Genomic DNA, 22849 nt, shown 5'->3' with positions numbered 1-22849 from the left:
GATGTGACACTGCCAGACCCTTTTGCTTCATAGAACACCGCCGCGTACCGGACAGCGCGGCATTACAGGACAAGGACGTTGCAGTGCTCGGCTATCTTTCCGTTGGCATCACGCTGTTTCAAACGCTTTCAATGCTTATTTACGTCGGCGGCATCTGGGCGTGTCAGTTCAGACTCAACGCTCTGCGCCGCGACGAGCCATCCCGCTGCGCGACGATCGAAGAACACCGGTTGCTCGCCCTCTATTACCCCAAGGAAACATTCGAGCGCGATGTTCACCTGATCAGCGGCGCCTATCGAAAAACCGGCACCATGAAAGACTGGTCCGGCATGCACCGCATCGCTGAACTCCCGGTATTGCTGCCTGCACTGGCCCTGCCGTTTCTGAACAAGGAAGGCAACAACGAGGCCGAAATCATCTGCGGCAAAAAACGCGCTTATGTGATCCGCCTGAATGACGGCTACCACATCGAGGCGTTCGCCCAGCGTGTCGAGACCGACGAGCGGGCTGACGTTCAATGGACGTTCGGTATCCCCGGCCCCTGTATCGACGACGAAGAGACACTGATCCTCGGGCAACGCCCTGCCCGCAAGAAAGAGCGTCGACGCCTCGCGTATGAAATGAACGGGCACGCGCCGTGTCTGCGGCGCTTTTGGGGTGCTGTGCAGTTGTGGCAAGCGTGTTGCTGTTCTGGGCGATGGCCTTTGAGTGGCTGACCGCCAAGGAATGGTTTGTCCCTTTCTTCTTCGTGACCATGGCAGGCTTCCTGCCCATGGCGCTGGAAAAGCATCAGCCGCGCAGCGTGGTCAACCGTATTCAAGGCGTTTATCGCTGGGTTCCTGAGGAGGGAATGACCATCGGTAAAAAACGTGTGTCCGTCGAGTCTCCGCTCCGGCAACAAATTGAAAATCACATCAAGGAAGGCCAGACCGTTATTGCTCATATCGACGTGGATCCGGAGAGAGGCTGGTATGACTGGCTGCTCAAGATCGAAGGCCTGCCCGATGCCTGTGCCGACTGGCGCCATCAGGAGCACGAAGCCTGGCTCGGCAACGCGGTGATGATGGGGCTGTTCGGGATTTCCTGGCTGGTGGCGCACGTGTGCTACCCCGACGTTGATCGCAGCAACGCGCAGGCATGGGTGGAATACGTCAGCGGCGGACTGTGCGTCGCCTACGGCGTCAATCTGGCCAGGCGTCTGTGGGAGCGCCGGCCTGTGTCGAACAGCGTCAGCGCGTCCTGATGAGCCAGCCAGCGTTTGAAGTTCTCGCATTCGTGGTCATCGTCGCCCTGCTCATTTCTCCGGCAGTGTTCTTCGTCTGGAAACTCGTGGCCCTGTCCTGGTCGACTCGCCGCTTCATCGCCAAGGCGCAACCCCTTCGCCAACTGAACGACGCGGAACGAGCCGCACTGGCATTCATGGACAGTCGGGCGATCGGCTTTATTCATCTGGTGGGGACTACCATTCTGCCGTTCAGGGAACTGGAGACCGCGCAAGGCAAAGCAGCGGCGGTCTATCGGTTGTGCGGGCCGCTGAAGATTTCCGGATATGGTTCGCAATGGGGCGGGGAAGTGCATTACGCGATTCAAAACGTCGAAGTGTTCATGGCGGTGGATCGACTGACCGATTTCACCCGCGATCAGAACATTGTCGACGTGGTGTTCTGCAAGAACGTCGGCATCGTATTGAACTGCAACGACGGTTACTCGCTGGTCGATGCCAGCGCTGCGTGGAAGCAGCGCATCTTCGGCCCGGAAGCACAATAACGCTCGCGAGACCGCAGCATCAGTTATGCGGCCTGCGCCTCGACAGCAGGCCCCTCGCCCTGATTGAACAGTACGAAATCACGTTCTTCGCTGTCCGTGGCGGCGCTCTTTAGGAGGAATCCGATTACTAACCCACCGCCAACCAACACGCCCGAGAACCCGGAAAACGGCGGCTCGGCGAAGAACATGAAATAGAGCGTCGCGAGCATGCTGATCAAGAAGTACGGCCCCAGAATCAGCAACGCCAGCTTGCCGATACGGGTGGCTGTCTGCAGTTTTTGTCCAGCACCTGACGGTCGGCTTCATCCAGCAACAGATCCGAACTGCACTGATAGCAGTTGATGGGCTGCAACCGAACCAGCTCGAACGCTTGGTGATAGGTCGGCTTGAGCGTGTAGTTGCAGTGCCCGCAGCTCATGCTCGCGTCTTTGTAAGGCGTGGAATCGGTAGGCGCTGTGACCTCTTGGGTAGAGCTCATGACAGTTAATTCCCTTTAGATGAAAGCGCGGCTGAAAAAGCCGCGCGACATGCTATCAGAGTGCAACAGCCCTAGGGTTTGGATGGCTCAGCAACGCCCTTCAGATGAATACATCTACCGGCAGTTTGAAGTGATCGGCCAGCCAGCGGACCTGCCGTAAGTTGAGCTGGCGCTTGCCGCTCAGAATTTCCGAAACCACTGACTGAGGGCCGACACCGGGCAAATCGCTCTGGGTCAAACCATGTTCGCGCATCAGATATCCCAGCACTTCGTAACCAGGCGGTTTGGGCATTGGGTGATGAGTGTGATCCCACTCCTCAATCCAGTCACCGATGATATCCACCAGACTCATTAAAGGATGGGACTCGTCATCGCCTGTAATCTCAAGTATTTCGTCGGCTGCCCGCACCAACGCGTCGTATTCCTCTTCATTTCCTGGCCGCCGCAGCGAATGAGAATAGAGAACTCTATTTTGTCCCGTGCTGGAATCAAGCCAGACACTCTCAAAGCCAACAAAGCCCCCGGTCGGCGTCCAAGCCGTCCCAACCTTCAAGGCGTTTCCATACATGAGTGAAAGGCGTTTGAGCGTCTTGATGGTCATTGGAATACGGGTCCAAGAAATACTTCATTCAGGACTGCGAAGGATTACCGACTGGATCAAATACAGATAGTCAGCCGAAGCATCGATACGTGTAGTCCCTCTCCTCAAACAAAGAAGGTAATGCCCTACAGATCAATTCCTTGATAATCACGACTTTGCCCTCAGAACAGTCTTATAGACTTCCTGTCCGAGAACCGCTCATGACCGACCCACTCCTCATCCCCTGCCCCTCCTGCAACGGCCTCAACCGCATTCCCGCCGAGCGCCTCGCCGATCAACCCAAGTGCGGACGCTGCAAATCTGCTGTGCTGCTGAACAAACCCTTCGAACTCAAGCAAGGCGACTACGCCAGCCAGATCAAGGGGGATTTGCCGTTGCTGGTGGATGTCTGGGCGGATTGGTGTGGGCCGTGCAAGTCGTTTGCGCCGGTGTTCGAGCAGGCGGCGGCGCAACTGGCGGGCAAGTGTCGGTTGGCCAAGCTCGACAGCGAGGCCAATCAGCAGTTGTCGGCGCAGTTGGGGATTCGCTCGATTCCGAGTCTGATTCTGTTCGCGAACGGTCGGGAGGTAGCGCGGCAGAGTGGCGCGTTTCCGTTGCCGCAGTTGATGGCGTGGCTGCGTAGCCAGGGCATTTGACCCAACACAAATCCAATTGTGGGAGCGAGCCTGCTCGCGAAGGCGTCCGGTCAGTCAACTCAGGTGTTGAATCTACCGGCCTCTTCGCGAGCAGGCTCGCTCCCACAGGTAGGTTGGGTGCAATCCGGGGGATCAGTGGTCTTCGAGCAGGTTGTGCAGCTCGACGAATTGCTGGGTCAACTTGTGTCGCGGATCAAGGTGAATCAACGGCGTATTGGCCTGGTGCGATTCACGCATGCGCACCGAACTGGTCAGGTACACCGGCAGCACCGGCAAACCTTCGGCAATCAACTCATCAAGAATTTGCTGCGGCAGACTGGCGCGGGCCTGGAATTGGTTGACCACGATGCCTTCGACTTCCAGACCTTCGTTGTGGTCTTCTTTCAATTCTTCGATTTCCGCAAGCAAGCCGTACAAGGCTTGGCGCGAGAAGCTGTCGCAATCGAAGGGAATGAGCACACGATCAGCGGCAATCAGCGCTGATACCGCATAGAAATTCAGCGCCGGCGGCGTATCGAGGTAAATTCGGTCGTAGTCTTCGGACAGCTCATCAAGCAACTTCCGCAACTTGTTGATCTTGTGCTTGGCCTCAAGCTTGGGCTGCAAGTCGGCCAACTCGGCGGTCGCCGTGATGATGTGCAGGTTGTCGAACGGTGTTTCGTAGATGTCTGCCTGATTCTTCTTCGAGAACGGCCCCGAGGACAGCGTCTGCTTGAAAAAATCGGCAATCCCCATCGGGATGTCGTCGCCAGTGAGCCCGGTCAGATACTGAGTGGAGTTGGCCTGCGCATCGAGATCCACCAACAGCGTGCGATAACCCTGGCTGGCGCTGACCGCCGCCAGATTGCAGGCAATGCTGGATTTACCTACGCCACCTTTCTGATTGAACACCACGCGCCGCATGACAAAACCTCCGTGTATCAAAGAATGACCGAGTGTAGATGCGCGCGACCTCGCTTCGCTACCTTCACGGACATGGACTACAAGGTCAGGTGTAAATATCCCCAGGCCGACGGCGTAAAAACTGCCATTGATCAGCGAGACGGCCGACAGACAAGCCTCTGGCAATCTGGATAATGGCCATATGACAGCTTTTCCACGAACCACTCAGTACATTTCACTGCACAAAATGTAACCAACATTTGCTACACACCCGTCTCACCGGGATAATGCGCGCCACTCAGCGCCAAGCGCGACGCTACGTTCAGCAAAGTCAGCCCAGCTCTGGCGACTCCATAGCGTCAATGAAAGCCCGCAGGGGCGGGATGAATGTCCGTGATCAACTTCAACATCGCCCAATGGCGCGCGTGGGCCCCTGGGCTCGACAGCGTGGACGACTGGCAGGCCTGGAGCCGACAGCCAGTCGTGCTCCAGAGCAGTGATGCCGCGCCCGATGTGTCGTTCTTGCCGGCCATGCAACGCCGCCGCCTCAGTCGACTGGCACGCATGGCGTTCAGTGTTGGCTGGCCGCTGGCCGACGGACGGGAAAACCTGCCGCTGGTGTTCGTCTCTCGCCATGGCGAAACCCCACGCACCTACGAGATCCTCAGCGATCTGGCGACCGAGCAGCCGCTGTCACCGACTCAGTTCAGCCTCTCCGTGCACAACGCGATCATTGGCCTGTGGTCGATCATGCGCGGCGAAACCAGCGAAATGACCGCCCTCGCCGCGGCTGGCGACGGCCTAGAGCACGGCATGCTGGAAGCCGCTGCGCTGCTCAATGAAGGCGCACCTGCGGTACTGCTGGTGATCAGCGAAGAACAACCACCCGCCGCCTATGCACAGTGGATCGACGATGTACCGTTCCCCTACGCCGTCGGCCTGTTGCTCACCCCCGGTACCGACTGGCAGCTGACCCTGAACAGCACCACAGAAGCACTGTCCAAAACGCAATGGCCTCACGCGCTTAACCTGCTGCGCGCCCTGCTCGGCCAGCAACCCCTTTGCCAACATGCCTGGAAAAATCGTCTATGGACTTGGCAACGCAACCCGTGACCGAGAAACACCGCGACGCCTATTACTGGCGCCTGCTCGCCACCGCCGCCAGCTTCGCGCTGTTCGGGCTTGGCGGGCTGTGCCTGCGTGTGCTGGTGTTTCCGCTGCTTGGCTGCCTGCCCGGTGATGCGCTGAAACATCGCCAACGCGCACGGCAAACCGTCAGTCGCCTGTTCTGGTTTTTCGTACGGTTCATGGCCCGCACCGGTGTGCTGACCTACGACATTCAAGGCGCCGAGCGCTTGGGCCGTCCTGGGCAGATGATCATCGCCAACCACCCGTCGCTGATCGACGTGGTGTTTCTTATCGGCCTGGTGCGCCAGGCCAATTGCGTGGTGAAGAAAAGCCTCTGGGAAAACCCCTTCACCCGTGGCCCGCTGCGCAGCACCGAATACATCAGCAACGACGGCAGCATGGACATGCTCGATGCCGCCGCCGAGTCCCTGCAAAACGGCCAGACTCTGATCATTTTCCCCGAAGGCACGCGCACCCAGCCGGGGCAGGCGCCAGCCTTTCATCGGGGCGCGGCGGCGATTGCCCTGCGCGGTGCGAAAATCCTCACGCCAGTGATCATCAAGGTCAACCCGACCACGCTGACCAAAGCCGAACCGTGGTATCGGATCCCCAATCGCCGCGTGCACTTCAGTTTTCAGGTCGGGGCCGATATAGACCCACAGACCTTTGCCGCGCAGGGGCCCGCACCGCAGGCCTCGCGCAAGCTCAACGATTATTTGCACTCTTACTTTATTAAGGAGCTCGCCGAAGATGAGCGATCTGAATCGTGACATTAAAACGCTGATCATCGACGCCCTCGGCCTCGAAGACATCAGCGTCGACGACATCGGCGACGAGCAGACGCTGTTCGGCGAAGGCCTGGGCCTGGATTCTGTCGACGCGCTGGAACTGGGTCTGGCAATCCAGAAAAAGTACGGCATCAAGATCGACGCCGACGCCAAAGACACCCGCAACCATTTCACCAACGTGGCGAGCCTTGCGGCGTTCGTCACGGCAAAACAGGCAGCTTGAGACCGGACCATGCAAACTCGTGAAGACATTTTCAACACCCTGCGCGATGCCCTGGTCGAGCTGTTCGAACTCGATCCGGCGCGTGTGAGCCTGGAGTCCAATCTGTATCAGGATCTGGAAATCGACAGCATCGATGCGGTCGATCTGATCGATCACATCAAGCGTCAGACCGGCAAGAAAATCGCTGCCGAAGAATTCAAATCGGTGCGCACTGTCGGTGATGTGGTCGAGGCGGTCTACCGTCTGGCTCAACCGACCGCATGAGCCGATTGATCGGCCTCGGCCTGCTGCTGGCCGGTCTGCTTTACCCCTTTGCGGTGTATTTCGGCATGGAGCACTTCGCCCCGTGGCAGTTCGGCCTGCTGCTGGGCAGCCTGTGGCTGGCGCGGGCGCTGACCGGCGAACGCAAACCCGGCAGCCTGTGGATGGCCTGCGTGGCGATCGTCTTCTGTCTGTTATTGGCGGTATTCGACAGTCCACTGTTGCTGCGCTGGTATCCGGTGCTGATCAGCGGCTTCATGCTGGTGCTGTTCGGCCTGAGCCTGAAATACGGCTCGCCAATGGTCGAGCGACTCGCGAGGTTGCGCGAGCCGGAACTGCCGGACATTGCGATTCGCTACACCCGAAAGGTCACGGTGGCCTGGAGCGTGTTTTTCTTCTGCAACGGTTTGTGCGCCGCCCTGCTGACCCTGTGGGCGCCGCTGAATTGGTGGATGTTGTACACCGGCCTGATCTCCTATGGATTGATCGGCCTGATGTTTGCCATTGAATGGCTGATACGACAACGGGTAAGAGGCCGTACATGAACTGGATAAAACTTGAGCAGCTGTTGCTCAAGGCGCTGCCGGCGCGGGCGATCAGCCACGCACCGGCCCTCGATCACGCGCACTTGCGCGAGCAGGCGTTGAGCGTTGCCGCCGGCCTGCAAGCACAGGGCGTGCAGCGTTTGGCGCTGCATCTGGAAGATGCCGGTGAACTGGCCATTGCTCTGCTCGGGGCCTGGCGAGCAGGCGTCAGCGTGTTGCTGCCTTCCGATTTGCAGCCACAGACCCGCGCTCGCTGGTCGGGTGACGTCGACCTGTGGCTGACCGATCACAGCGATGATCGTCACTTGCATGACTTTCTTCAGCCGGCATTACCCGGCGCCGAACTGGATCTCGATCAGTGCCAACTGAGTCTGTGCACTTCCGGCTCCAGTGGCGAACCGAAACGCATCGACAAGACCCTGCGCCAACTGGCCAACGAGGTCGAAGCGCTGGAGCAACTGTGGGGCGCCGATCTTGGCGAAGCCTGCATCATCGGCAGTGTCGCCACCCAGCACATCTACGGTCTGCTGTTTCGGGTGCTATGGCCGCTGTGCGCCGGGCGCCCGTTCGTGCGCAAGCAATTGGCATTTTCTGAAGACCTGCAGCGCGCCAGCCGCGAACATCCGGCCTTCGCCTGGATCGCCAGCCCGGCGTTGCTCAAGCGCATGGGCGACAATCTCGACTGGCCCGCCCTGAGCGCCGTGCGCCGGGTGTTTTCCTCCGGCGGCGCGTTGCCGCTTGAAGCCGCGCAGAGCCTGCATCAGCGCTTGCAGCAGTGGCCGACGGAAATCCTTGGCAGCTCGGAAACCGGCGGTATCGCCTGGCGTCAGGGTGAAAGCCTGTGGCAACCGTTCGCTGACGTCGAGTTGAGTCAGGATAACGATGGCGCGTTGCTCATCGCCTCGCCCTACCTGCCCAACGGCCATGTCGAACACACCGCCGATGCTGCGCGCATCGCCGCCGATGGTCGCTTCGAGCTGCTCGGGCGGCTGGACCGGATCGTCAAACTTGAAGAGAAGCGTATTTCCCTGCCAATGCTTGAACAAGCCCTGGTCGCTCACGATTGGGTGGTTGAAGCGCGCATGGGCGTGGTGCAGGAAAATCGTGCCTCCCTCGGCGCCGTACTGGTGCTCAGCGTTTCGGGCCTGTTTGCGCTGCGTGAGCACGGGCGTCGCAGCCTGACCGAAAGCCTGCGCAGACATCTCAGCCAACATTGCGAAGCCCTCGCGCTGCCACGGCGCTGGCGTCTGCTGCGGCAATTGCCGCTGAACAGCCAAGGCAAATTGCCTCAGGCTGACGTCGAGGCGCTGCTCATCGCTGATCGTCCGAAAACCCCCGAAGTGTTGGTGCAACTCGAAACCGACGGTGAATGGAGCCTGCAACTGAGCGTGCCGCCGGACCTGGCCTATTTCAGCGGTCACTTCCCCAAAGCCCCGGTGTTGCCCGGCGTGGTGCAGGTCGAATGGGCGCTGAACCTCGGTCGGCAACTGCTGAATCTGAGCGGCCCGTTCGCTGGAATGGAAGTGCTGAAGTTTCAGCAACTGGTGCGCCCCGGCGATGAAATCCAGCTGCACCTGCGTTTCGATCCCGAGCGCAGCAAACTGTATTTCGCCTACCGCAACGACACCGCGACCTGCTCCAGCGGCCGAATTCTTCTGGGGACTGGCGATGCATAACCCTTGTGCAGTGATCCCGGTCTATAACCATGAAACGGCCATCGGCACGGTGGTCGACGCTCTGCTGGCGCAAGAATTGCCGTGCATTCTGGTGGACGACGCCAGCACGCCATCCTGCGCGAAAGTGCTTGATGCTCTGGCCGAGCGTGACAATGTCTATCTGGTGCGCCTCACGGTGAATCAAGGCAAGGGCGGAGCGGTGATGACCGGTTTGCGCGAGGCTTCGCGACTGGGTTTCAGTCATGCCTTGCAGGTCGATGCCGACGGCCAACACGATTTGCACGATGTCGCCCGTTTTGTCGCAGAGTCCCGTGCGCACCCTGAAGCGATGATCTGCGGTTATCCGCTGTTCGACGAAAGCGTGCCGAAGGGTCGTTTGTACGCGCGCTATCTGACCCACGTGATGGTGTGGATCAACACGCTGTCGCTGCAGATCCGCGATTCGATGTGCGGTTTTCGCGTTTACCCGCTGGCCCCGACGCTGGCCGTGATCGACTCGGCGAAAGTCGGCAAACGCATGGATTTCGACTCGGACATTCTCGTGCGTCTGGCGTGGCGCAATCAGTCGATGCGCTGGCTGCAAACCAGCGTGCATTACCCGCTGGACGGTGTGTCGCACTTTCGGCTGTTCCACGACAACGCGCTGATTTCGAGCATGCACACGCGACTGTTCTTCGGCATGCTCCTGCGCCTGCCGGTGATCCTCTGGCGACGGTGGCGAGCATGACGACCGAGACCGACAAGAAGCACTGGGCCGATCGCGAAGAGCGCGGCAGTTTCCTGCTGATGAAATTCACCGCGTTCGCCGCCAAAGTCCTTGGCCGGCGTCTGCTCAGCCCGTTGCTGTATGGCATCGTCCTGTACTTTTTCCTGTTCGGCCGCACGGCGCGCCGTAGCGCTTGGCAGTATCAGCAACGGCTGGCCGTCTGCAGTCAACGCGAAGATTTGCGCCCGACTCATTGGCGGGTATTTGGCCAGTTCATGGCTTTCGCCGATTCGATGCTCGACAAGCTCGACGTATGGAACGGCAAGCTGCGTATCGAACAGATCGAAATCATCGACCCGGCGCTGCTGCGCAAGCAGTTGCGCGGCAGTCGCGGGCAACTGCTGGTCGGCGCACATCTGGGCAACCTTGAAGTCTGCCGGGCACTGGCGGAGATCGGCGAAAAAGTCACCATGAACGTGCTGGTACACACCAAGCACGCCGAGCAGTTCAACCGTTTACTGGGCGAGGCCGGCGCGACCAACCTGCGCCTGATTCAGGTCAGCGAACTCGACCCGGTGATCATGCTGCAACTGCACGAACGCCTCGAGCGCGGCGAGTGGCTGGCGATCGCCGGCGACCGCGTGCCGCTGCACGGCGGACGCAGCGTGACCGTCGATTTTCTCGGCCACCCCGCACCGTTCCCACAAGGGCCGTGGCTGCTGGCCGGCCTGCTGAAATGCCCGGTCAATCTGCTGATGTGCCTGAAACAACCGGACGGCCACTATCGCCTGACCCTCGAACCCTTCGCCGACGCCGTGGTGTGGAAGCGTAGCGAGCGCGAGCAGGTCATTCATCAGTGGGCCACCCGCTATGCGCAGCGTCTGAGTCACTATTGCCTCGAAGCGCCGCAACAATGGTTCAACTTTTACCCTTTCTGGAAGACCGATGACCACGCCAACCCATGAGCCGGTAACCTTCGGCGAACGCCCTTTGCGCATCGAAGATGTGCTGGCCCTGGCCAACCGTCAGGCACCCGTGCAATTACAGAGCGACGCCGACTATCGCGAGCGCATCGCCAAGGGCGCGCGGTTTCTTGATTCGTTGCTGGACAAGGAAGGCGTGATCTACGGCGTGACCACCGGTTACGGCGATTCCTGCGTGGTCGCGGTGCCGCTGCATCACGTCGAAGCGTTGCCGCGTCACCTCTACACCTTTCATGGTTGCGGGCTGGGCAAATTGCTCGACGCACAAGCCACCCGTGCGGTGCTGGCGGCGCGTTTGCAGTCGCTGTGCCACGGCGTATCCGGGGTGCGCGTGGAGCTACTGGAGCGCCTGCACGCGTTCCTTGAATACGACATTCTGCCGCTGATTCCTGAAGAAGGTTCGGTCGGTGCCAGCGGCGATCTGACGCCGCTGTCCTACGTCGCCGCGACCCTCTCGGGCGAGCGCGAAGTAATGTTCCGTGGCGAGCGCCGTCAGGCCGCCGACGTACACCGCGAACTCGGCTGGACGCCGCTGGTATTGCGCCCGAAAGAAGCGCTGGCGTTGATGAATGGCACGGCGGTGATGACCGGTCTCGCCTGCCTCGCCTACGCCCGCGCCGATTATCTGCTGCAACTGGCCACGCGCATCACCGCGCTCAATGTGGTCGCGCTGCAAGGCAATCCGGAACACTTCGATGAGCGTCTGTTCGCCGCCAAACCGCACCCGGGGCAAATGCAGGTCGCGGCATGGTTGCGCAAGGATCTGGCCATCGACGCGCCAACCGCACCGCTGCACCGCTTGCAGGATCGCTACTCGCTGCGTTGCGCGCCGCACGTGCTCGGCGTCTTGGCCGACAGCCTGAACTGGCTGCGTTCGTTCATCGAAACCGAACTGAACAGCGCCAACGACAATCCGATCATCGACGCCGAAGCCGAGCGCGTGCTGCACGGCGGGCACTTCTATGGCGGCCACATCGCGTTCGCCATGGACAGCCTGAAGAATCTGGTAGCCAACGTCGCTGACCTGCTCGACCGGCAACTCGCGCTGCTGGTCGACGAGCGCTACAACCACGGTCTGCCGAGCAACCTCTCCGGCGCGCCAGCGGATCGCGCGATGCTCAACCACGGCTTCAAGGCTGTGCAGATCGGCACCAGCGCGTGGACCGCCGAAGCGCTGAAAAACACCATGCCGGCCAGCGTGTTCTCGCGCTCCACCGAGTGCCACAACCAGGACAAAGTGAGCATGGGCACCATCGCTGCTCGCGATGCGATTCGTGTGCTGGAGCTGACCGAACAGGTCGCCGCCGCCACTCTGCTCGCCGCCAATCAAGGCGTGTGGCTGCGTGCCCAGGCCGCAGACGCCCGAGCGCTGCCGCCATCGCTGGCGGCGATGCACGCAGAACTGGCCAAGGACTTCCCGCCGGTCATCGAAGACCGCGCGCTGGAAGGCGAATTGCGCCTGTGCCTGCAACGCATCGCCGCGCAACACTGGAGGCTGCATGCGTAGCGCCGGAGTGCTTCACGCTGACACGGAAATCCTCGTGCCGTTTTTCGACGTCGACACCATGCACGTGGTCTGGCACGGCCACTACGTCAAATACCTCGAAGTAGCGCGCTGCGCGTTGCTCGACAAGATCGGCCACAACTACACGCACATGGTCGAGTCCGGTTTCGCCTGGCCGATCATCGACCTGCAACTGCGTTACGTGCGCGGCGCGGTGTTTGGTCAGCGGCTCAATGTGCGGGCCAATCTGGTCGAGTGGGAAAACCGCCTGAAGATCAACTACCTGATCACTGACCTGCAAACCGGCGAACGCCTGACCCGTGCCAGCTCGGTGCAGGTCGCGGTCGACGTGAGCAGTCGCGAGATGCAACTGGCCTCTCCGAAAGTCTTCACCGATGCCGTGGAAAGGATGCTGCGATGAATGTTTTTGTTAAAAGTTTGAGCGTATTGGTGCTGCTGACGATGTCAGCGCTGGCCAATGCTTTCGACCTGCAACAACTCAGCGAGCAACTGGCGAAACCGGACGTGATTCACGGCCAGTTCATCCAGGAAAAGCACCTGCGTGCCCTGCCGCAGCCACTGATCAGCAAGGGCAGCTTCGTCCTCGCGAAGAATCATGGCCTGCTCTGGCTGCTGAAAACCCCGTTGCAGCAGGACTACCGCATCAGCGCCAAAGGCATCGCCCGACGCGACGATAACGGCTGGCAACTGCTGCCGAACAAGAGCGCCGGGGCCGAACAAAACCGTTTGTTCCTCGCCGTGCTGCAAGGTGACAGCAGTGGCTTGCAACGTGACTTCGAACTGGCCCTGAGCGGCGACGCGCAGCAGTGGAAACTGACCCTGACCCCGCGTTCATTGCTGCTCAAGCAAGTGTTCAAGCAGATCAATATCGACGGCGGTGCGCTGGTGCAAACCATCGAACTGCTCGAAACCCAGGGCGACAGCACCGTGCTGCGCATGCAGGACAGCAACGCCAATCAACCGTTGAGCGACGCGGAGCAACATGACTTTGCCGAGTGAACGCAGGCTGCCTTGGCTATTCCTGATGCTGCTACTGGCAGTCGGTGCGCTGGCCGGTTGGCAATGGCGCGACGGTGCGCCGCTGTCGGCGAACCTCATGGAACTGGTGCCCGGCACCCACCCGGATGCCCTCGAACTGCGCGCCGAACAGCGCATGCAGGAGCCGCTCAACCGCGAAATGCTGGTGCTGGTCGGCCACGCCGATCGCCAGCAGGCGGTGGCCATGGCGCAAACCCTGGGCGAGCAATGGCAAGCCAGCGGATTGTTCGAGAAAGTGCAGTGGAACCTGCAAGCGGATCTCCCGGCCCTGCGCACGCAACTGCTGCAAGGACGACTGGCGATGCTCTCGGCGGATGATCGGCAGCTGCTGATCGAACATCCCGACGTGTTCATCCAGCAACGGGTGCAAGCGCTGTTCGATCCGTTCAGCGGTTTCAGTCTGGTGCCGAGCCAGGACGATTGGCTGGGACTGACCGGACGCATCCAGAACAGCCAGCCGCAGCACGGTTCGGTGCAACTGGACATCGGCAGCGGCGCGTTGGTCGCCGATGCCGACGGCAAGAGCTGGGTGCTGCTGCGCGCACGCACCACTGGCAATGCCTTCGACATGAACCTGCCACTGAAAGTCGCGGATTTGCTCCAGCACAGTCGTGAGCAGGCAGCGACATCAGATGTGCAGTTACTGGCCGCCAGTGGCTTGCTGTACGCCGCCAACGGTCAGCAGCAAGCCACTCGCGAGATGACCTGGGTCGGCGGCGGTGCCACGCTTGGCATCCTGCTGTTGCTGCTGCTGGCGTTTCGGCGCTGGCGGGTATTGCTGGCATTCGTGCCGGTGCTGGTTGGCATGCTGTTCGGGGCGGTGGCGTGTGTCGCGCTGTTCGGCCATATGCATGTGATGACGCTGGTGCTCGGCTCCAGCCTGATCGGCGTGGCGGTGGACTACCCGTTGCATTACCTGTCGAAGAGCTGGAGCCTGAAACCGTGGCGCAGTTGGCCGGCCTTGCGCCTGACGCTGTCGGGGCTGACGCTGAGCCTGATCACCAGCACCATTGGTTACCTGGCGCTGGCCTGGACGCCATTCCCGGCGCTGACGCAAATCGCAGTGTTCTCCGCCGCCGGCCTGCTCGGCGCGTATTTGTCGGCGGTGTGTCTGCTGCCGGCACTGTTGAAAAACGTCGAGTTACGCCCGGCGCAATGGCCGCTGACGCTGGCCGAGCGCTTGGTCAATCTGCGCGAAAAACTTCTCGAACGCGTGCGCACGCCGGTGCTGTTGGCGTTACTGATCGCCTTCTGCGCTGGCGGCCTGATGCAGTTGCAAAGCAAAAACGACATCCGCCAATGGGTCGGTGCCCCCCAACACCTGACCGATGAAGCGCAAGCCATCGCGCGAATCACCGGGTATCAACCGACCAGCCAGTTCTTCCTTGTGCGTGCCGCCAATCAGCAGCAGTTGCTGGAGCGCCAGGCCGCGCTGAGCGAGCGCCTGCAACAACTGGTCAACCTCGACAAACTGCAAGGCTATCTGGCGCTCGATCAACTGGTCAGTCCGCCGAGCCAACAGGAACAGGTTCGCGCAGCACTGAACAAACTGCCGCAATACTGGCAGCCGCTGCTTGACCTCGGAGTACCACCCGCCGCGCTGCAAAACGAACTGCAAGAGTTGCAGAGCGTTCCCGCCGAAGACATCGACGCCGCACTGGCCGGCCCGCTCGGCGAGCCTTATCGCACACTGTGGCTCGGCGCGACCGAAGGCGGCGTCGCGGCGATGACCAGCCTGCAAGGCCTGAATAACCCGGCGCTGTTGCGCGTGCAGGCCCTCGACTTGCCCGGGGTGATGCTGGTCGATCGTCTCGGCGAACTGAATGAAGTGTTTGCCGCGACACAAATCAGCGCGGCCGAACTGAAACTCGCGTCCTGCGTGTTGATCGTGTTGGTGCTGATCCTGCCGTTCGGTTTCGGTGGTGCGCTGCGCATCGTCGCATTGCCGTTGCTCGCCGCACTGTGCAGTCTCGCCAGCCTTGGCTGGCTCGGTCAGCCGCTGACCTTGTTCAGCCTGTTCGGCCTGCTGCTGGTCACGGCGATCAGCGTCGATTACGCGATTCTCATGCGCGAGCAAGTCGGCGGTGCGGCGGTGAGCCTGCTCGGCACGCTGTTGGCGGCGCTGACCACGTGGCTGTCGTTCGGGCTGCTGGCGGTTTCCAGCACACCGGCGGTGAGCAATTTCGGCTTGTCGGTCAGCCTCGGTCTGGCGTTCAGCTTCATGCTCGCGCCGTGGGCCGGGCGCCATGAACAGCGCGTCAGTGCCGCGGAGCCGACAACATGATGGTCGTCGGATTCTGGCTGCTGGCCCTGGCGTTATTCGCCGTGGCCACCCGTATCGGCCGTCACTTGGGTCTGATTCCGATTGTCAGCCAGTTACTGCTGGCGAGCTTCGGCTTGCCACTGCTGATGTATTTCTGGATCGAACCGGGCTGGCAACTCAGCGGCGCACAATTGATCGCCCCCGAGTGGCTGAAGAACCTCTACAGCCTGAGTTTTGCCCTGCTGCTCGGGCACATCCTCAGTGACGTGATCGACCTGCGCCTGGATCGCCAGAGCGTGAAAATCGCGCTGCCCAGTTTTGCCGTGCCGTTTGTCTGCGGCGTCGCCGTCGCAGGCTGGCTGCTGCCGGCGCAACCGTGGCTAAACTCGCTGGCCATCGGCCTGGTGTTTGCCATTACCGCGATCCCGGTGCTGTACCTGTATCTGCGCCATATCGACTACCCACCCGCCGCCACTCGGCGTCTGGTGCAAACCGCGATTCTGATCGACCTGAGCTGCTGGACGCTGTTCGGCCTCGCGCAGGGCAGTCTGCACCTGAGCAGTCTGTTGCTGCCGTTGCTGCTGGCCTGTGTGCCTTTGCTGTTGTGGGTGTGCGCTGTGCGGCGGCCGCTGACTTACAGCCTGGGCTTTTTCGCGCTGCTGGTAATGGCCGAGCACTTCAAACTCAACGCGCTGATTTTCGGCGTCGGCTATCTGCTGTGCATGGCAGTGCTGAAAGTGCCGCTGGTGCTGCCATTACCGGCGCGCTGGATGAGCCGTTTACAGACGTGGATAGCGATCCCGCTGATCCTCACCTTCGGCATTGTGCAGATTGACGTACACAGCGCCCTCGCCAGCCTCGGCGCGGTGCAATGGGCGGCGCTGCTGCTGTTGCCGATTGCCAGTAAACTGCTCGGCAACTGGCTCGGTCTCGGCTGGGCCGGCGCCTCGTTCGAAGGCGCCAGTCGCTGGCGCGAAAGCGTGCTGCTGAACATTCGTGGCCTGAGCGAAATCGTCTTTCTCAATCTGCTGCTGCAACAACAGCTCATCACCCCGGCGCTGTACTTCGCGCTGATGCTGATGGGCCTGATCGCCACGCTGTTGCCAGCCATGATCGGCCTGCACAGCGCCCCCCTGAATTTGAAAAACCCTTTGCCCCGGAGCTCGCGTGCCAATCGTTGAAATGGAATCCCGTCAGGTCGTGATCATCGGCGCCGGCCCGTCCGGCGCTATCGCCGCGGCACTGCTCAAGCGCAAGGGCCACGATGTACTGGTGATCGAGCGCCAGCATTTTCCCCGTTTTTCCATCGGTGAAAGCCTGCTCAGCCATTGTCTGGACTTCGTCGAAGAGGCCGGCATGCTCGACGCGGTCAACGCCGCTGGATTCCAGCGCAAGACCGGCGCTGCGTTCGCGTGGGGCGAGCGCTACAGCGCGTTCGATTTTGGCGACACCTTCTCTGACGGCAAACCGACCACGTTCCAGGTGCAGCGCGCCGATTTCGACAAACTGCTGGCGGATCAAGCCGCGCTGCAAGGCGTCGAGATTCGTTACGGTGATGCCATCGTCAGCGTCGATTTTCAGCGGCCAAAACCGCAAATGAATGTACGTCGTGAAGACGGCAGCGAATACCGTGTCGAGGCAGACTTCGTGCTCGATGCCAGCGGTTACGGTCGCGTGTTGTCGCGCTTGCTCGATCTGGAAGCGCCGTCGGACTTTCCGGTGCGCCAGGCGGTGTTTACCCACGTCGAAGATCACATCGACAACCCGGCGTTCGACCGCGAAAAAATCCTCGTCACCACCCATCCACAACACCGCGATATCTGGTTCTGGACGATCCCGTTCAGCAATGGTCGTTGCTCGGTGGGCGTGGTCGCGGCTGCAGAACACTTCAAGGGCCGCGACAGCGACCTCGATGCCTGCCTGCGCGGTTTCATCGCCGAAACCCCAAGCCTTGCCGGCGTGCTCAACAACGCTGTGTGGGACACGCCGGCGCGCACCCTCGGTGGCTACGCGGCCAATGTCAAAACCCTGCACGGTCCGGGCTTCGCGCTGCTGGGCAATGCGGCGGAGTTTCTCGACCCGGTGTTCTCCTCCGGCGTGACCATTGCCATGCGTTCGGCGAGCATGGCGGCAGCGGTGCTGCATCGTCAGCTGCAAGGCGAAACCGTCGATTGGCAAAGCGAATTTGCCGAGCCGCTGAAACGCGGTGTCGACACCTTCCGCTGCTACGTCGAGGGCTGGTACGCCGGCACCTTTCAGGACGTGATTTTCTATGAGGACAGCCAAGCGGAAATCCGCCGGATGATCTGCTCGATCCTCGCCGGTTACGCCTGGGATGAACGTAATCCGTTCGTCAGCGAAGCGCGCCGCCGCTTGAAGATGATCTCCGAACTCTGTGCAAAGGACGCCACATGAACTACTTGAGCGACAACTATGTCGAGGAAACCCGCTTCGGTTTCTGGTTCCTGCGCAGTCACACCTGGCAGCACCACGTGTTGCGCGTAGCGATCAACGATTTGCGCGGGCTGTTCAGCGAGTCGCTGCCGGAACACCCGGTGCTGCTGGATGCCGGGTGCGGGCAAGGCAAGTCGTTCGCTCACCTGCGCCAGACCTTTGCGCCACAGCGCTTGATCGGCGTCGATGCCGACCCGCACAGCCTTGAGTTGAGCGCTGCAGAGGCGGCGCGTCAGGGTTTGCCCGTCGAGCTGATCGGCAGCGATTGCGCGACGCTGAACGTCGCCGACGCGAGCGTCGATCTGCTGTTCTGTCACCAGACCTTCCATCATCTGGTCGAGCAGGAAAAGGCCCTCGCCGAGTTCTATCGCGTGCTCAAGCCGGGCGGTTATCTGCTGTTCGCCGAATCCACCGAGGCTTACATTGATACGTGGGTGATTCGTTGGCTGTTCCGCCATCCGATGCATGTGCAGAAGAGTGCGGCGCAGTATCTGCAGATGATTCGTGAACAGGGTTTCGAGTTTGCCGAGCGCAACGTTTCGTACCCCTATCTGTGGTGGAGCCGCTCGAAGGATTTTGGCTTGCTGGAGCGCTTTGGGCTGAGCAAACCAAAGCCGTTTGGTCAGCGTGAAGAGACGCTGGTCAACGTCGTCGCGCGCAAACCGCTTGAAGGTGATCGTTAATGCGACACATGACTTTTGGGAGCGAGCCTGCTCGCGAAAGCGGTGGGCCAGCCAGCCTCTTTGTTGAATGGGCCCGCGCCTTCGCGAGCAGGCTCGCTCCCACAAGGGTTGGGGTGTGGCTGATGGTGATGATGTTCGCGTTGCTAAGCGGTTGCGCCAGCCACGCGCCATTGCCAGCGGGCAACCCGACGCTGCCCCTGCCACTGCAACTGCACATCGAGCGCCAGCAAGCCGAGCAACGCCAGGACTGGCTTTTGGTGATCCAGCGCGAAGGTACGGGCATCCGTTGGTCGATGATGGACCCGCTGGGCATCCCCCAGGCGCGTCAGCAATTGATCGACGGTCATTGGCAAGCCGATGGCCTGCTGCCGCCGAACCCCGAGGCCCGCGAGCTGTTCGCGGCCCTGCTGTTCGCCCTGACCCCGTCCGGCGAGCTGCTGCGCAATTATCCCGATGCGCAGCAACACGGTGAGCAACGAACTCTGCCGCCGCGTTGGGCCATCCGTTATGCACAACCGTTGCACTTCGAATTGAACCTGCCCCAAGGCCCGCACTATCGCGTTTCTCCGTTGGGTGAATCGACGCCATGACCGCTTACCTGAACGCTCTCGGCGTGATCTGTTCGTTGGGCCGTGACAAATCGACCGTTGCGCGCAACCTGTTTGCCGGTGACTGCTCGGGCATGCGTCGCGAGTCCGGCTGGGTGCCGGAGCGTGAACTGCCAGTCGCGGCGGTTCACGGTGATCTGGCGGCGATTCCGGCAGAACTGGCCGATCAGAGCAGCCGCAACAATCAGCTGTTGCTCGAAGCCGCGTTGCAGATTCGCGATGCCATCGATCAAGCCATCCAGACCTACGGCCGCGAGCGCATCGGTGTGGTATTGGGCACCAGCACGTCGGGGATCGACGAGGCCAGCCGTGGTCTGGCGCATTACATTCGCCAGCAGCAATTCCCCGCCGAATACGACTATCGGCAGCAGGAACTCGGTGCGCCGGCAACCTTTCTCGCCGAATGGCTGCAAGTGAGCGGCCCGGCCTATGTGATTTCCACGGCGTGCACCTCCAGCGCCCGCGCGCTGATGAGTGCCCAGCGTCTGCTCGATCTGGGCCTGTGCGACGCGGTGCTGTGCGGCGGCGTCGACAGTTTGTGCAAGCTGACCCTCAATGGCTTTTCGGCGCTGGAAGCGGTGTCGGACGAGCGCTGCAATCCGTTCTCGGCCAACCGCAACGGCATCAATATCGGTGAAGCCGCGGTGCTGTTCGTGATGAGCAAACAACAGGGCGACGGCCCGGCCATCGCCCTGCTTGGCGCGGGCGCCAGTTCCGACGCGCATCACATTTCCGCCCCGGAACCGAGCGGTCGCGGCGCCCTGCAAGCCATGCAAAAAGCCTTGAGCCGCGCGCAACTGCAAGCTGAGCAAATCGACTACTTGAACCTGCACGGCACCGCGACTCAGCACAACGACGCCATGGAAAGCCTGGCTGTCGCGTCGCTGTTCCCCGCCGGCGTAGCCTGCTCGTCGACCAAACCGATGACCGGCCACACCCTCGGCGCGGCCGGTGCGCTGGAGGCGGCGTTCTGCTGGCTGAGCCTGAGTGCCGATAACCCCGACCACGCATTACCGCCGCACATCTGGGACGGCCAGGCCGATGCCGCGCTGCCGCCGCTGCAGTGGGTGACCGCAAGCGCGCGCCTGACGTCCATTGCACCCCGCTACCTGATGAGCAACTCGTTTGCCTTCGGCGGCAACAACGTCAGCCTGATTATCGGAGACGCCCCATGACCGACTGGCCGCTCGCCGAACTGCTGCCTCACGCCGGCGACATGATCCTGATCGACAAGATTGTCAGTTTCGACGACGAACAAATTTTCACCCGGCTTACCGTCAAGCCCGACGGCCTCTTCAGCCTGCCCGACGGCAGCCTGCCCGCCTGGGTCGGTATCGAACTGATGGCGCAAAGCGTGGCTGCATTCGCTGGCTGCCATGCGCGGAGAAAAGGCAATCCGGTGGAGCTGGGTTTCCTGCTCGGCACGCGCAAATTCGAGTGCAACGTCGAAGCGTTTCCGGCGGGCAGCGAATTGACTGTTCACGGTATCCGTTCACTGGAAGACGACAACGGCATGGGCGTTTTCGAATGCCATATCAACGCCCCCGGCATCGAAGCGACTGCCCGGTTGAATGTGTTCCGGCCGCCTCAGGCGGCTGATTATCTTGTGCAAAAAAGGGAGTCGAACGATGACTGAATCCGTACTGGTCACCGGCTCCAGCCGTGGCATCGGCCGCGCCATAGCCTTGCGCCTGGCGCAGGCCGGGCACGATATCGTCCTGCATTGCCGCAGCGGCATGACTGAAGCACAAGCGGTGCAGGCTGAAATCGAAGCACTGGGGCGCAACGCGCGCATCCTGCAATTCGATGTCGCCGACCGCGAAACCTGTAAAAGCATTCTCGAAGCCGACGTCGAAACCCACGGCGCCTATTACGGCGTGGTACTCAACGCCGGGCTGACCCGCGACGGCGCATTCCCCGCGTTGAGCGAGGACGATTGGGACGTGGTGCTGCGCACCAACCTCGATGGTTTCTACAACGTCCTGCATCCGGTGATGATGCCGATGATTCGTCGCCGCGCCGCGGGGCGGATTGTCTGCATCACGTCCGTCTCGGGGCTGATCGGCAACCGTGGCCAGGTCAATTACAGCGCCTCGAAAGCCGGCGTGATCGGCGCGGCGAAAGCGTTGGCGATTGAGCTGGGCAAGCGCAAAATCACCGTGAACTGCGTCGCGCCGGGTCTGATCGACACAGCGATGCTCGACGAAAACGTGCCGGTGGAAGAACTGATGAAAATGATCCCCGCGCAACGCATGGGCACCCCTGAAGAGGTCGCTGGTGCGGTGAATTTCCTGATGTCGGCGGAAGCCTCGTACATCACCCGCCAGGTTCTGGCGGTCAACGGAGGCTTGTGCTGATGAAGCGCGTCGTCGTCACCGGCATGGCCGGCATCACTTCGCTGGGCAGCGACTGGGAGACCATCGCCGGCAACTTTGCGGCCAACCGCAGCGGCATCCGCCGGATGGATGAGTGGGATCGCTTCAGCGAACTCAACACGCGTCTGGCCGGACCGATCGATGATTTTGTCGTGCCGTCGCACTGGACGCGCAAGCAGCTGCGCAGCATGGGCCGGGTCTCGCGGCTGGCGGTCGGTGCGGCGGAAAAAGCCCTCGCCGACGCCGGCCTGTTGGGCGACCCGTCGATCAAGGACGGGCGCATGGGCGTGGCCTGTGGTTCGTCCACCGGCAGCACCGATGAGATCAAAGCGTTCGGCAACATGCTGCTCAACTCGGTGGCCGAGGGCCTCAACGCCAACTCGTACGTGCGGATGATGCCGCACACCACTGCCGCCAATATCAGCATCTTCTTCGGCCTCACCGGGCGTCTGATCCCGACGTCCAGCGCCTGCACCAGTGGCAGTCAGGGCATCGGTTACGCCTACGAGGCGATCAAGTTCGGTCGCCTGCCGTTGATGCTCGCCGGTGGCGCCGAAGAACTGTGCCCGACCGAAGCCATGGTCTTCGACGCGCTGTACGCCACCAGCCTGAAAAATGATGCCCCACAGACCAGCCCGCGCCCCTACGACAAAGGCCGCGACGGCCTGGTGATCGGTGAAGGCGGCGGCATGCTGGTGCTCGAGGAGCTGGAGCACGCCCTCGCGCGCGGGGCGCACATCCACGCTGAGCTTGTCGGTTTCGGCAGCAACGCCGACGGGCAGCACACCACCCGCCCCGAGCAAGTCACCATGCGCCGCGCAATGGAACTGGCGCTGGAAGACGCCGGGCTGACGCCGGACGCCATCGGCTACGTCAACGGCCACGGCACCGCTACAGAACAGGGCGACATTGCCGAAACACTGGCGACCAGCAGTTTGTTCGGCGAACAAATGCCGATCAGCTCGCAGAAAAGCTTTCTCGGTCACACCCTTGGGGCCTGCGGGGCGCTGGAGTCGTGGTTCAGCATTGAAATGCTCAACCGCGATCAGTACGTGCATACGTTCAACCTTGATGAGGTCGATCCGCACTGCGGCAAGCTCGACTACCTGCGCGGCGAATTCCGCCAGATGCATCACGACTACGTGATGAACAACAATTTCGCTTTTGGTGGCGTCAACACCTCGTTGATTTTCCGCCGCTGGCACTGACCGCAACACGTTTGGAGTGAAG

28 protein-coding genes are annotated in these 22849 nt (G+C 61.3%); 24 read left to right on the top strand and 4 right to left on the bottom strand.

Features of this window, described 5'->3' with window-relative positions:
* Positions 1-83: 83 nt before the first annotated feature.
* From JFT91_RS08320 to JFT91_RS08310, 3 genes are read left to right on the top strand one after another with little or no spacing between them, the layout of a single operon-like run.
* A complete protein-coding gene (locus JFT91_RS08320) occupies positions 84-716 on the top strand; it encodes a hypothetical protein (RefSeq protein WP_201232070.1) in 633 nt (210 codons plus the stop codon).
* Positions 680-1243, top strand: coding sequence for a hypothetical protein (locus JFT91_RS08315; RefSeq protein WP_201232069.1), 564 nt, complete (start codon positions 680-682; stop codon positions 1241-1243). The genes JFT91_RS08320 and JFT91_RS08315 overlap by 37 nt, the downstream gene beginning before the upstream one ends.
* The gene (locus tag JFT91_RS08310) at positions 1243-1767 is read left to right on the top strand and encodes a superinfection exclusion B family protein (RefSeq protein WP_201232068.1); all 525 of its coding nucleotides are present in this window, start codon (positions 1243-1245) and stop codon (positions 1765-1767) included. The genes JFT91_RS08315 and JFT91_RS08310 overlap by 1 nt, the downstream gene beginning before the upstream one ends.
* Positions 1768-1790: 23 nt before the next feature.
* Here JFT91_RS08310 and JFT91_RS08305 read toward each other — a convergent pair whose 3' ends face one another.
* From JFT91_RS08305 to JFT91_RS08295, 3 genes are all read right to left on the bottom strand, one after another.
* On the bottom strand, positions 1791-1985 hold the full coding sequence (locus tag JFT91_RS08305) for a hypothetical protein (protein WP_201232067.1): 195 nt from the start codon (positions 1983-1985) through the stop codon (positions 1791-1793).
* A gap of 17 nt (positions 1986-2002) precedes the next feature.
* Positions 2003-2245, bottom strand: a complete 243-nt coding sequence (locus JFT91_RS08300; RefSeq protein ID WP_201232066.1) for a hypothetical protein — start codon at positions 2243-2245, stop codon at positions 2003-2005.
* Between the two features lie 100 nt (positions 2246-2345).
* Positions 2346-2846: a helix-turn-helix domain-containing protein gene (locus JFT91_RS08295; RefSeq protein ID WP_242489228.1), complete on the bottom strand. Its 501-nt coding sequence runs from the start codon at positions 2844-2846 to the stop codon at positions 2346-2348.
* A gap of 200 nt (positions 2847-3046) precedes the next feature.
* Between JFT91_RS08295 and trxC the strand changes: the two genes are divergently transcribed.
* Positions 3047-3481, top strand: a complete 435-nt coding sequence (gene trxC, locus JFT91_RS08290) for a thioredoxin TrxC (RefSeq protein WP_201232065.1) — start codon at positions 3047-3049, stop codon at positions 3479-3481.
* Positions 3482-3613: 132 nt separating this feature from the next.
* On the opposite strand, the gene JFT91_RS08285 is transcribed toward trxC, so the two are convergent.
* Positions 3614-4384, bottom strand: a complete 771-nt coding sequence (locus tag JFT91_RS08285; RefSeq protein ID WP_201232064.1) for a ParA family protein — start codon at positions 4382-4384, stop codon at positions 3614-3616.
* Positions 4385-4750: 366 nt separating this feature from the next.
* Here JFT91_RS08285 and JFT91_RS08280 point away from each other — a divergent pair, with 366 nt between their 5' ends.
* The 20 genes from JFT91_RS08280 to JFT91_RS08185 are packed head-to-tail and all read left to right on the top strand — an operon-like array spanning position 4751 to position 22827.
* Positions 4751-5476, top strand: coding sequence for a beta-ketoacyl synthase chain length factor (locus JFT91_RS08280; RefSeq protein WP_201232063.1), 726 nt, complete (start codon positions 4751-4753; stop codon positions 5474-5476).
* Entirely contained in the window at positions 5452-6261 is an 810-nt protein-coding gene (locus JFT91_RS08275) for a lysophospholipid acyltransferase family protein (RefSeq protein WP_201230123.1), read from the top strand. The genes JFT91_RS08280 and JFT91_RS08275 overlap by 25 nt, the downstream gene beginning before the upstream one ends.
* Positions 6242-6502 carry a phosphopantetheine-binding protein gene (locus JFT91_RS08270; protein ID WP_201149609.1) on the top strand — a complete coding sequence of 87 codons (261 nt, stop codon included), beginning with the start codon at positions 6242-6244 and terminating at the stop codon, positions 6500-6502. The genes JFT91_RS08275 and JFT91_RS08270 overlap by 20 nt, the downstream gene beginning before the upstream one ends.
* A gap of 9 nt (positions 6503-6511) precedes the next feature.
* The gene (locus tag JFT91_RS08265; protein WP_201232062.1) at positions 6512-6766 is read left to right on the top strand and encodes an acyl carrier protein; all 255 of its coding nucleotides are present in this window, start codon (positions 6512-6514) and stop codon (positions 6764-6766) included.
* Entirely contained in the window at positions 6763-7308 is a 546-nt protein-coding gene (locus JFT91_RS08260; RefSeq protein WP_201232061.1) for a COG4648 family protein, read from the top strand. The genes JFT91_RS08265 and JFT91_RS08260 overlap by 4 nt, the downstream gene beginning before the upstream one ends.
* Positions 7305-8984 (top strand): acyl-CoA synthetase family protein, encoded by a 1680-nt coding sequence (locus tag JFT91_RS08255; RefSeq protein ID WP_201232060.1) that lies wholly within the window; start codon positions 7305-7307, stop codon positions 8982-8984. Before JFT91_RS08260 ends, JFT91_RS08255 begins: the two co-directional genes overlap by 4 nt.
* Positions 8977-9711: a glycosyltransferase family 2 protein gene (locus JFT91_RS08250; RefSeq protein WP_201230116.1), complete on the top strand. Its 735-nt coding sequence runs from the start codon at positions 8977-8979 to the stop codon at positions 9709-9711. Before JFT91_RS08255 ends, JFT91_RS08250 begins: the two co-directional genes overlap by 8 nt.
* Positions 9708-10655 carry a lysophospholipid acyltransferase family protein gene (locus tag JFT91_RS08245; RefSeq protein ID WP_201232059.1) on the top strand — a complete coding sequence of 316 codons (948 nt, stop codon included), beginning with the start codon at positions 9708-9710 and terminating at the stop codon, positions 10653-10655. Before JFT91_RS08250 ends, JFT91_RS08245 begins: the two co-directional genes overlap by 4 nt.
* The gene (locus tag JFT91_RS08240; RefSeq protein WP_201232058.1) at positions 10636-12180 is read left to right on the top strand and encodes an HAL/PAL/TAL family ammonia-lyase; all 1545 of its coding nucleotides are present in this window, start codon (positions 10636-10638) and stop codon (positions 12178-12180) included. The genes JFT91_RS08245 and JFT91_RS08240 overlap by 20 nt, the downstream gene beginning before the upstream one ends.
* Positions 12173-12598 carry an acyl-CoA thioesterase gene (locus JFT91_RS08235; protein ID WP_201230110.1) on the top strand — a complete coding sequence of 142 codons (426 nt, stop codon included), beginning with the start codon at positions 12173-12175 and terminating at the stop codon, positions 12596-12598. Before JFT91_RS08240 ends, JFT91_RS08235 begins: the two co-directional genes overlap by 8 nt.
* Positions 12595-13197, top strand: a complete 603-nt coding sequence (locus JFT91_RS08230; RefSeq protein ID WP_201232057.1) for an outer membrane lipoprotein carrier protein LolA — start codon at positions 12595-12597, stop codon at positions 13195-13197. Before JFT91_RS08235 ends, JFT91_RS08230 begins: the two co-directional genes overlap by 4 nt.
* Complete coding sequence (locus tag JFT91_RS08225; protein WP_201232056.1) at positions 13181-15520, top strand: MMPL family transporter; 2340 nt, start codon at positions 13181-13183, stop codon at positions 15518-15520. Before JFT91_RS08230 ends, JFT91_RS08225 begins: the two co-directional genes overlap by 17 nt.
* Entirely contained in the window at positions 15517-16680 is a 1164-nt protein-coding gene (locus JFT91_RS08220; RefSeq protein WP_201232055.1) for a cation:proton antiporter, read from the top strand. The genes JFT91_RS08225 and JFT91_RS08220 overlap by 4 nt, the downstream gene beginning before the upstream one ends.
* Positions 16667-17914, top strand: coding sequence for a tryptophan 7-halogenase (locus JFT91_RS08215; RefSeq protein ID WP_201232054.1), 1248 nt, complete (start codon positions 16667-16669; stop codon positions 17912-17914). The genes JFT91_RS08220 and JFT91_RS08215 overlap by 14 nt, the downstream gene beginning before the upstream one ends.
* Positions 17911-18636 carry a class I SAM-dependent methyltransferase gene (locus tag JFT91_RS08210; protein ID WP_201232053.1) on the top strand — a complete coding sequence of 242 codons (726 nt, stop codon included), beginning with the start codon at positions 17911-17913 and terminating at the stop codon, positions 18634-18636. The genes JFT91_RS08215 and JFT91_RS08210 overlap by 4 nt, the downstream gene beginning before the upstream one ends.
* Positions 18636-19226, top strand: a complete 591-nt coding sequence (locus JFT91_RS08205; RefSeq protein ID WP_201232052.1) for a hypothetical protein — start codon at positions 18636-18638, stop codon at positions 19224-19226. The genes JFT91_RS08210 and JFT91_RS08205 overlap by 1 nt, the downstream gene beginning before the upstream one ends.
* Positions 19223-20419: a beta-ketoacyl-[acyl-carrier-protein] synthase family protein gene (locus JFT91_RS08200; protein ID WP_201230098.1), complete on the top strand. Its 1197-nt coding sequence runs from the start codon at positions 19223-19225 to the stop codon at positions 20417-20419. The genes JFT91_RS08205 and JFT91_RS08200 overlap by 4 nt, the downstream gene beginning before the upstream one ends.
* Positions 20416-20880 (top strand): hotdog family protein, encoded by a 465-nt coding sequence (locus JFT91_RS08195; RefSeq protein WP_201232051.1) that lies wholly within the window; start codon positions 20416-20418, stop codon positions 20878-20880. Before JFT91_RS08200 ends, JFT91_RS08195 begins: the two co-directional genes overlap by 4 nt.
* Positions 20873-21601: a 3-oxoacyl-ACP reductase FabG gene (fabG, locus tag JFT91_RS08190; RefSeq protein ID WP_201230094.1), complete on the top strand. Its 729-nt coding sequence runs from the start codon at positions 20873-20875 to the stop codon at positions 21599-21601. Before JFT91_RS08195 ends, fabG begins: the two co-directional genes overlap by 8 nt.
* Entirely contained in the window at positions 21601-22827 is a 1227-nt protein-coding gene (locus tag JFT91_RS08185; protein ID WP_201232050.1) for a beta-ketoacyl-ACP synthase, read from the top strand. Before fabG ends, JFT91_RS08185 begins: the two co-directional genes overlap by 1 nt.
* The last annotated feature ends 22 nt before the right edge of the window (positions 22828-22849 follow it).

Origin of the sequence: Pseudomonas sp. TH08 (assembly GCF_016651275.1) — a bacterium.
In the GTDB taxonomy this organism is placed as follows: Bacteria; Pseudomonadota; Gammaproteobacteria; order Pseudomonadales; family Pseudomonadaceae; genus Aquipseudomonas.
Note: the sequence above shows the minus strand (reverse complement) of the source record. Positions and strands in the feature narration are given on the sequence as shown.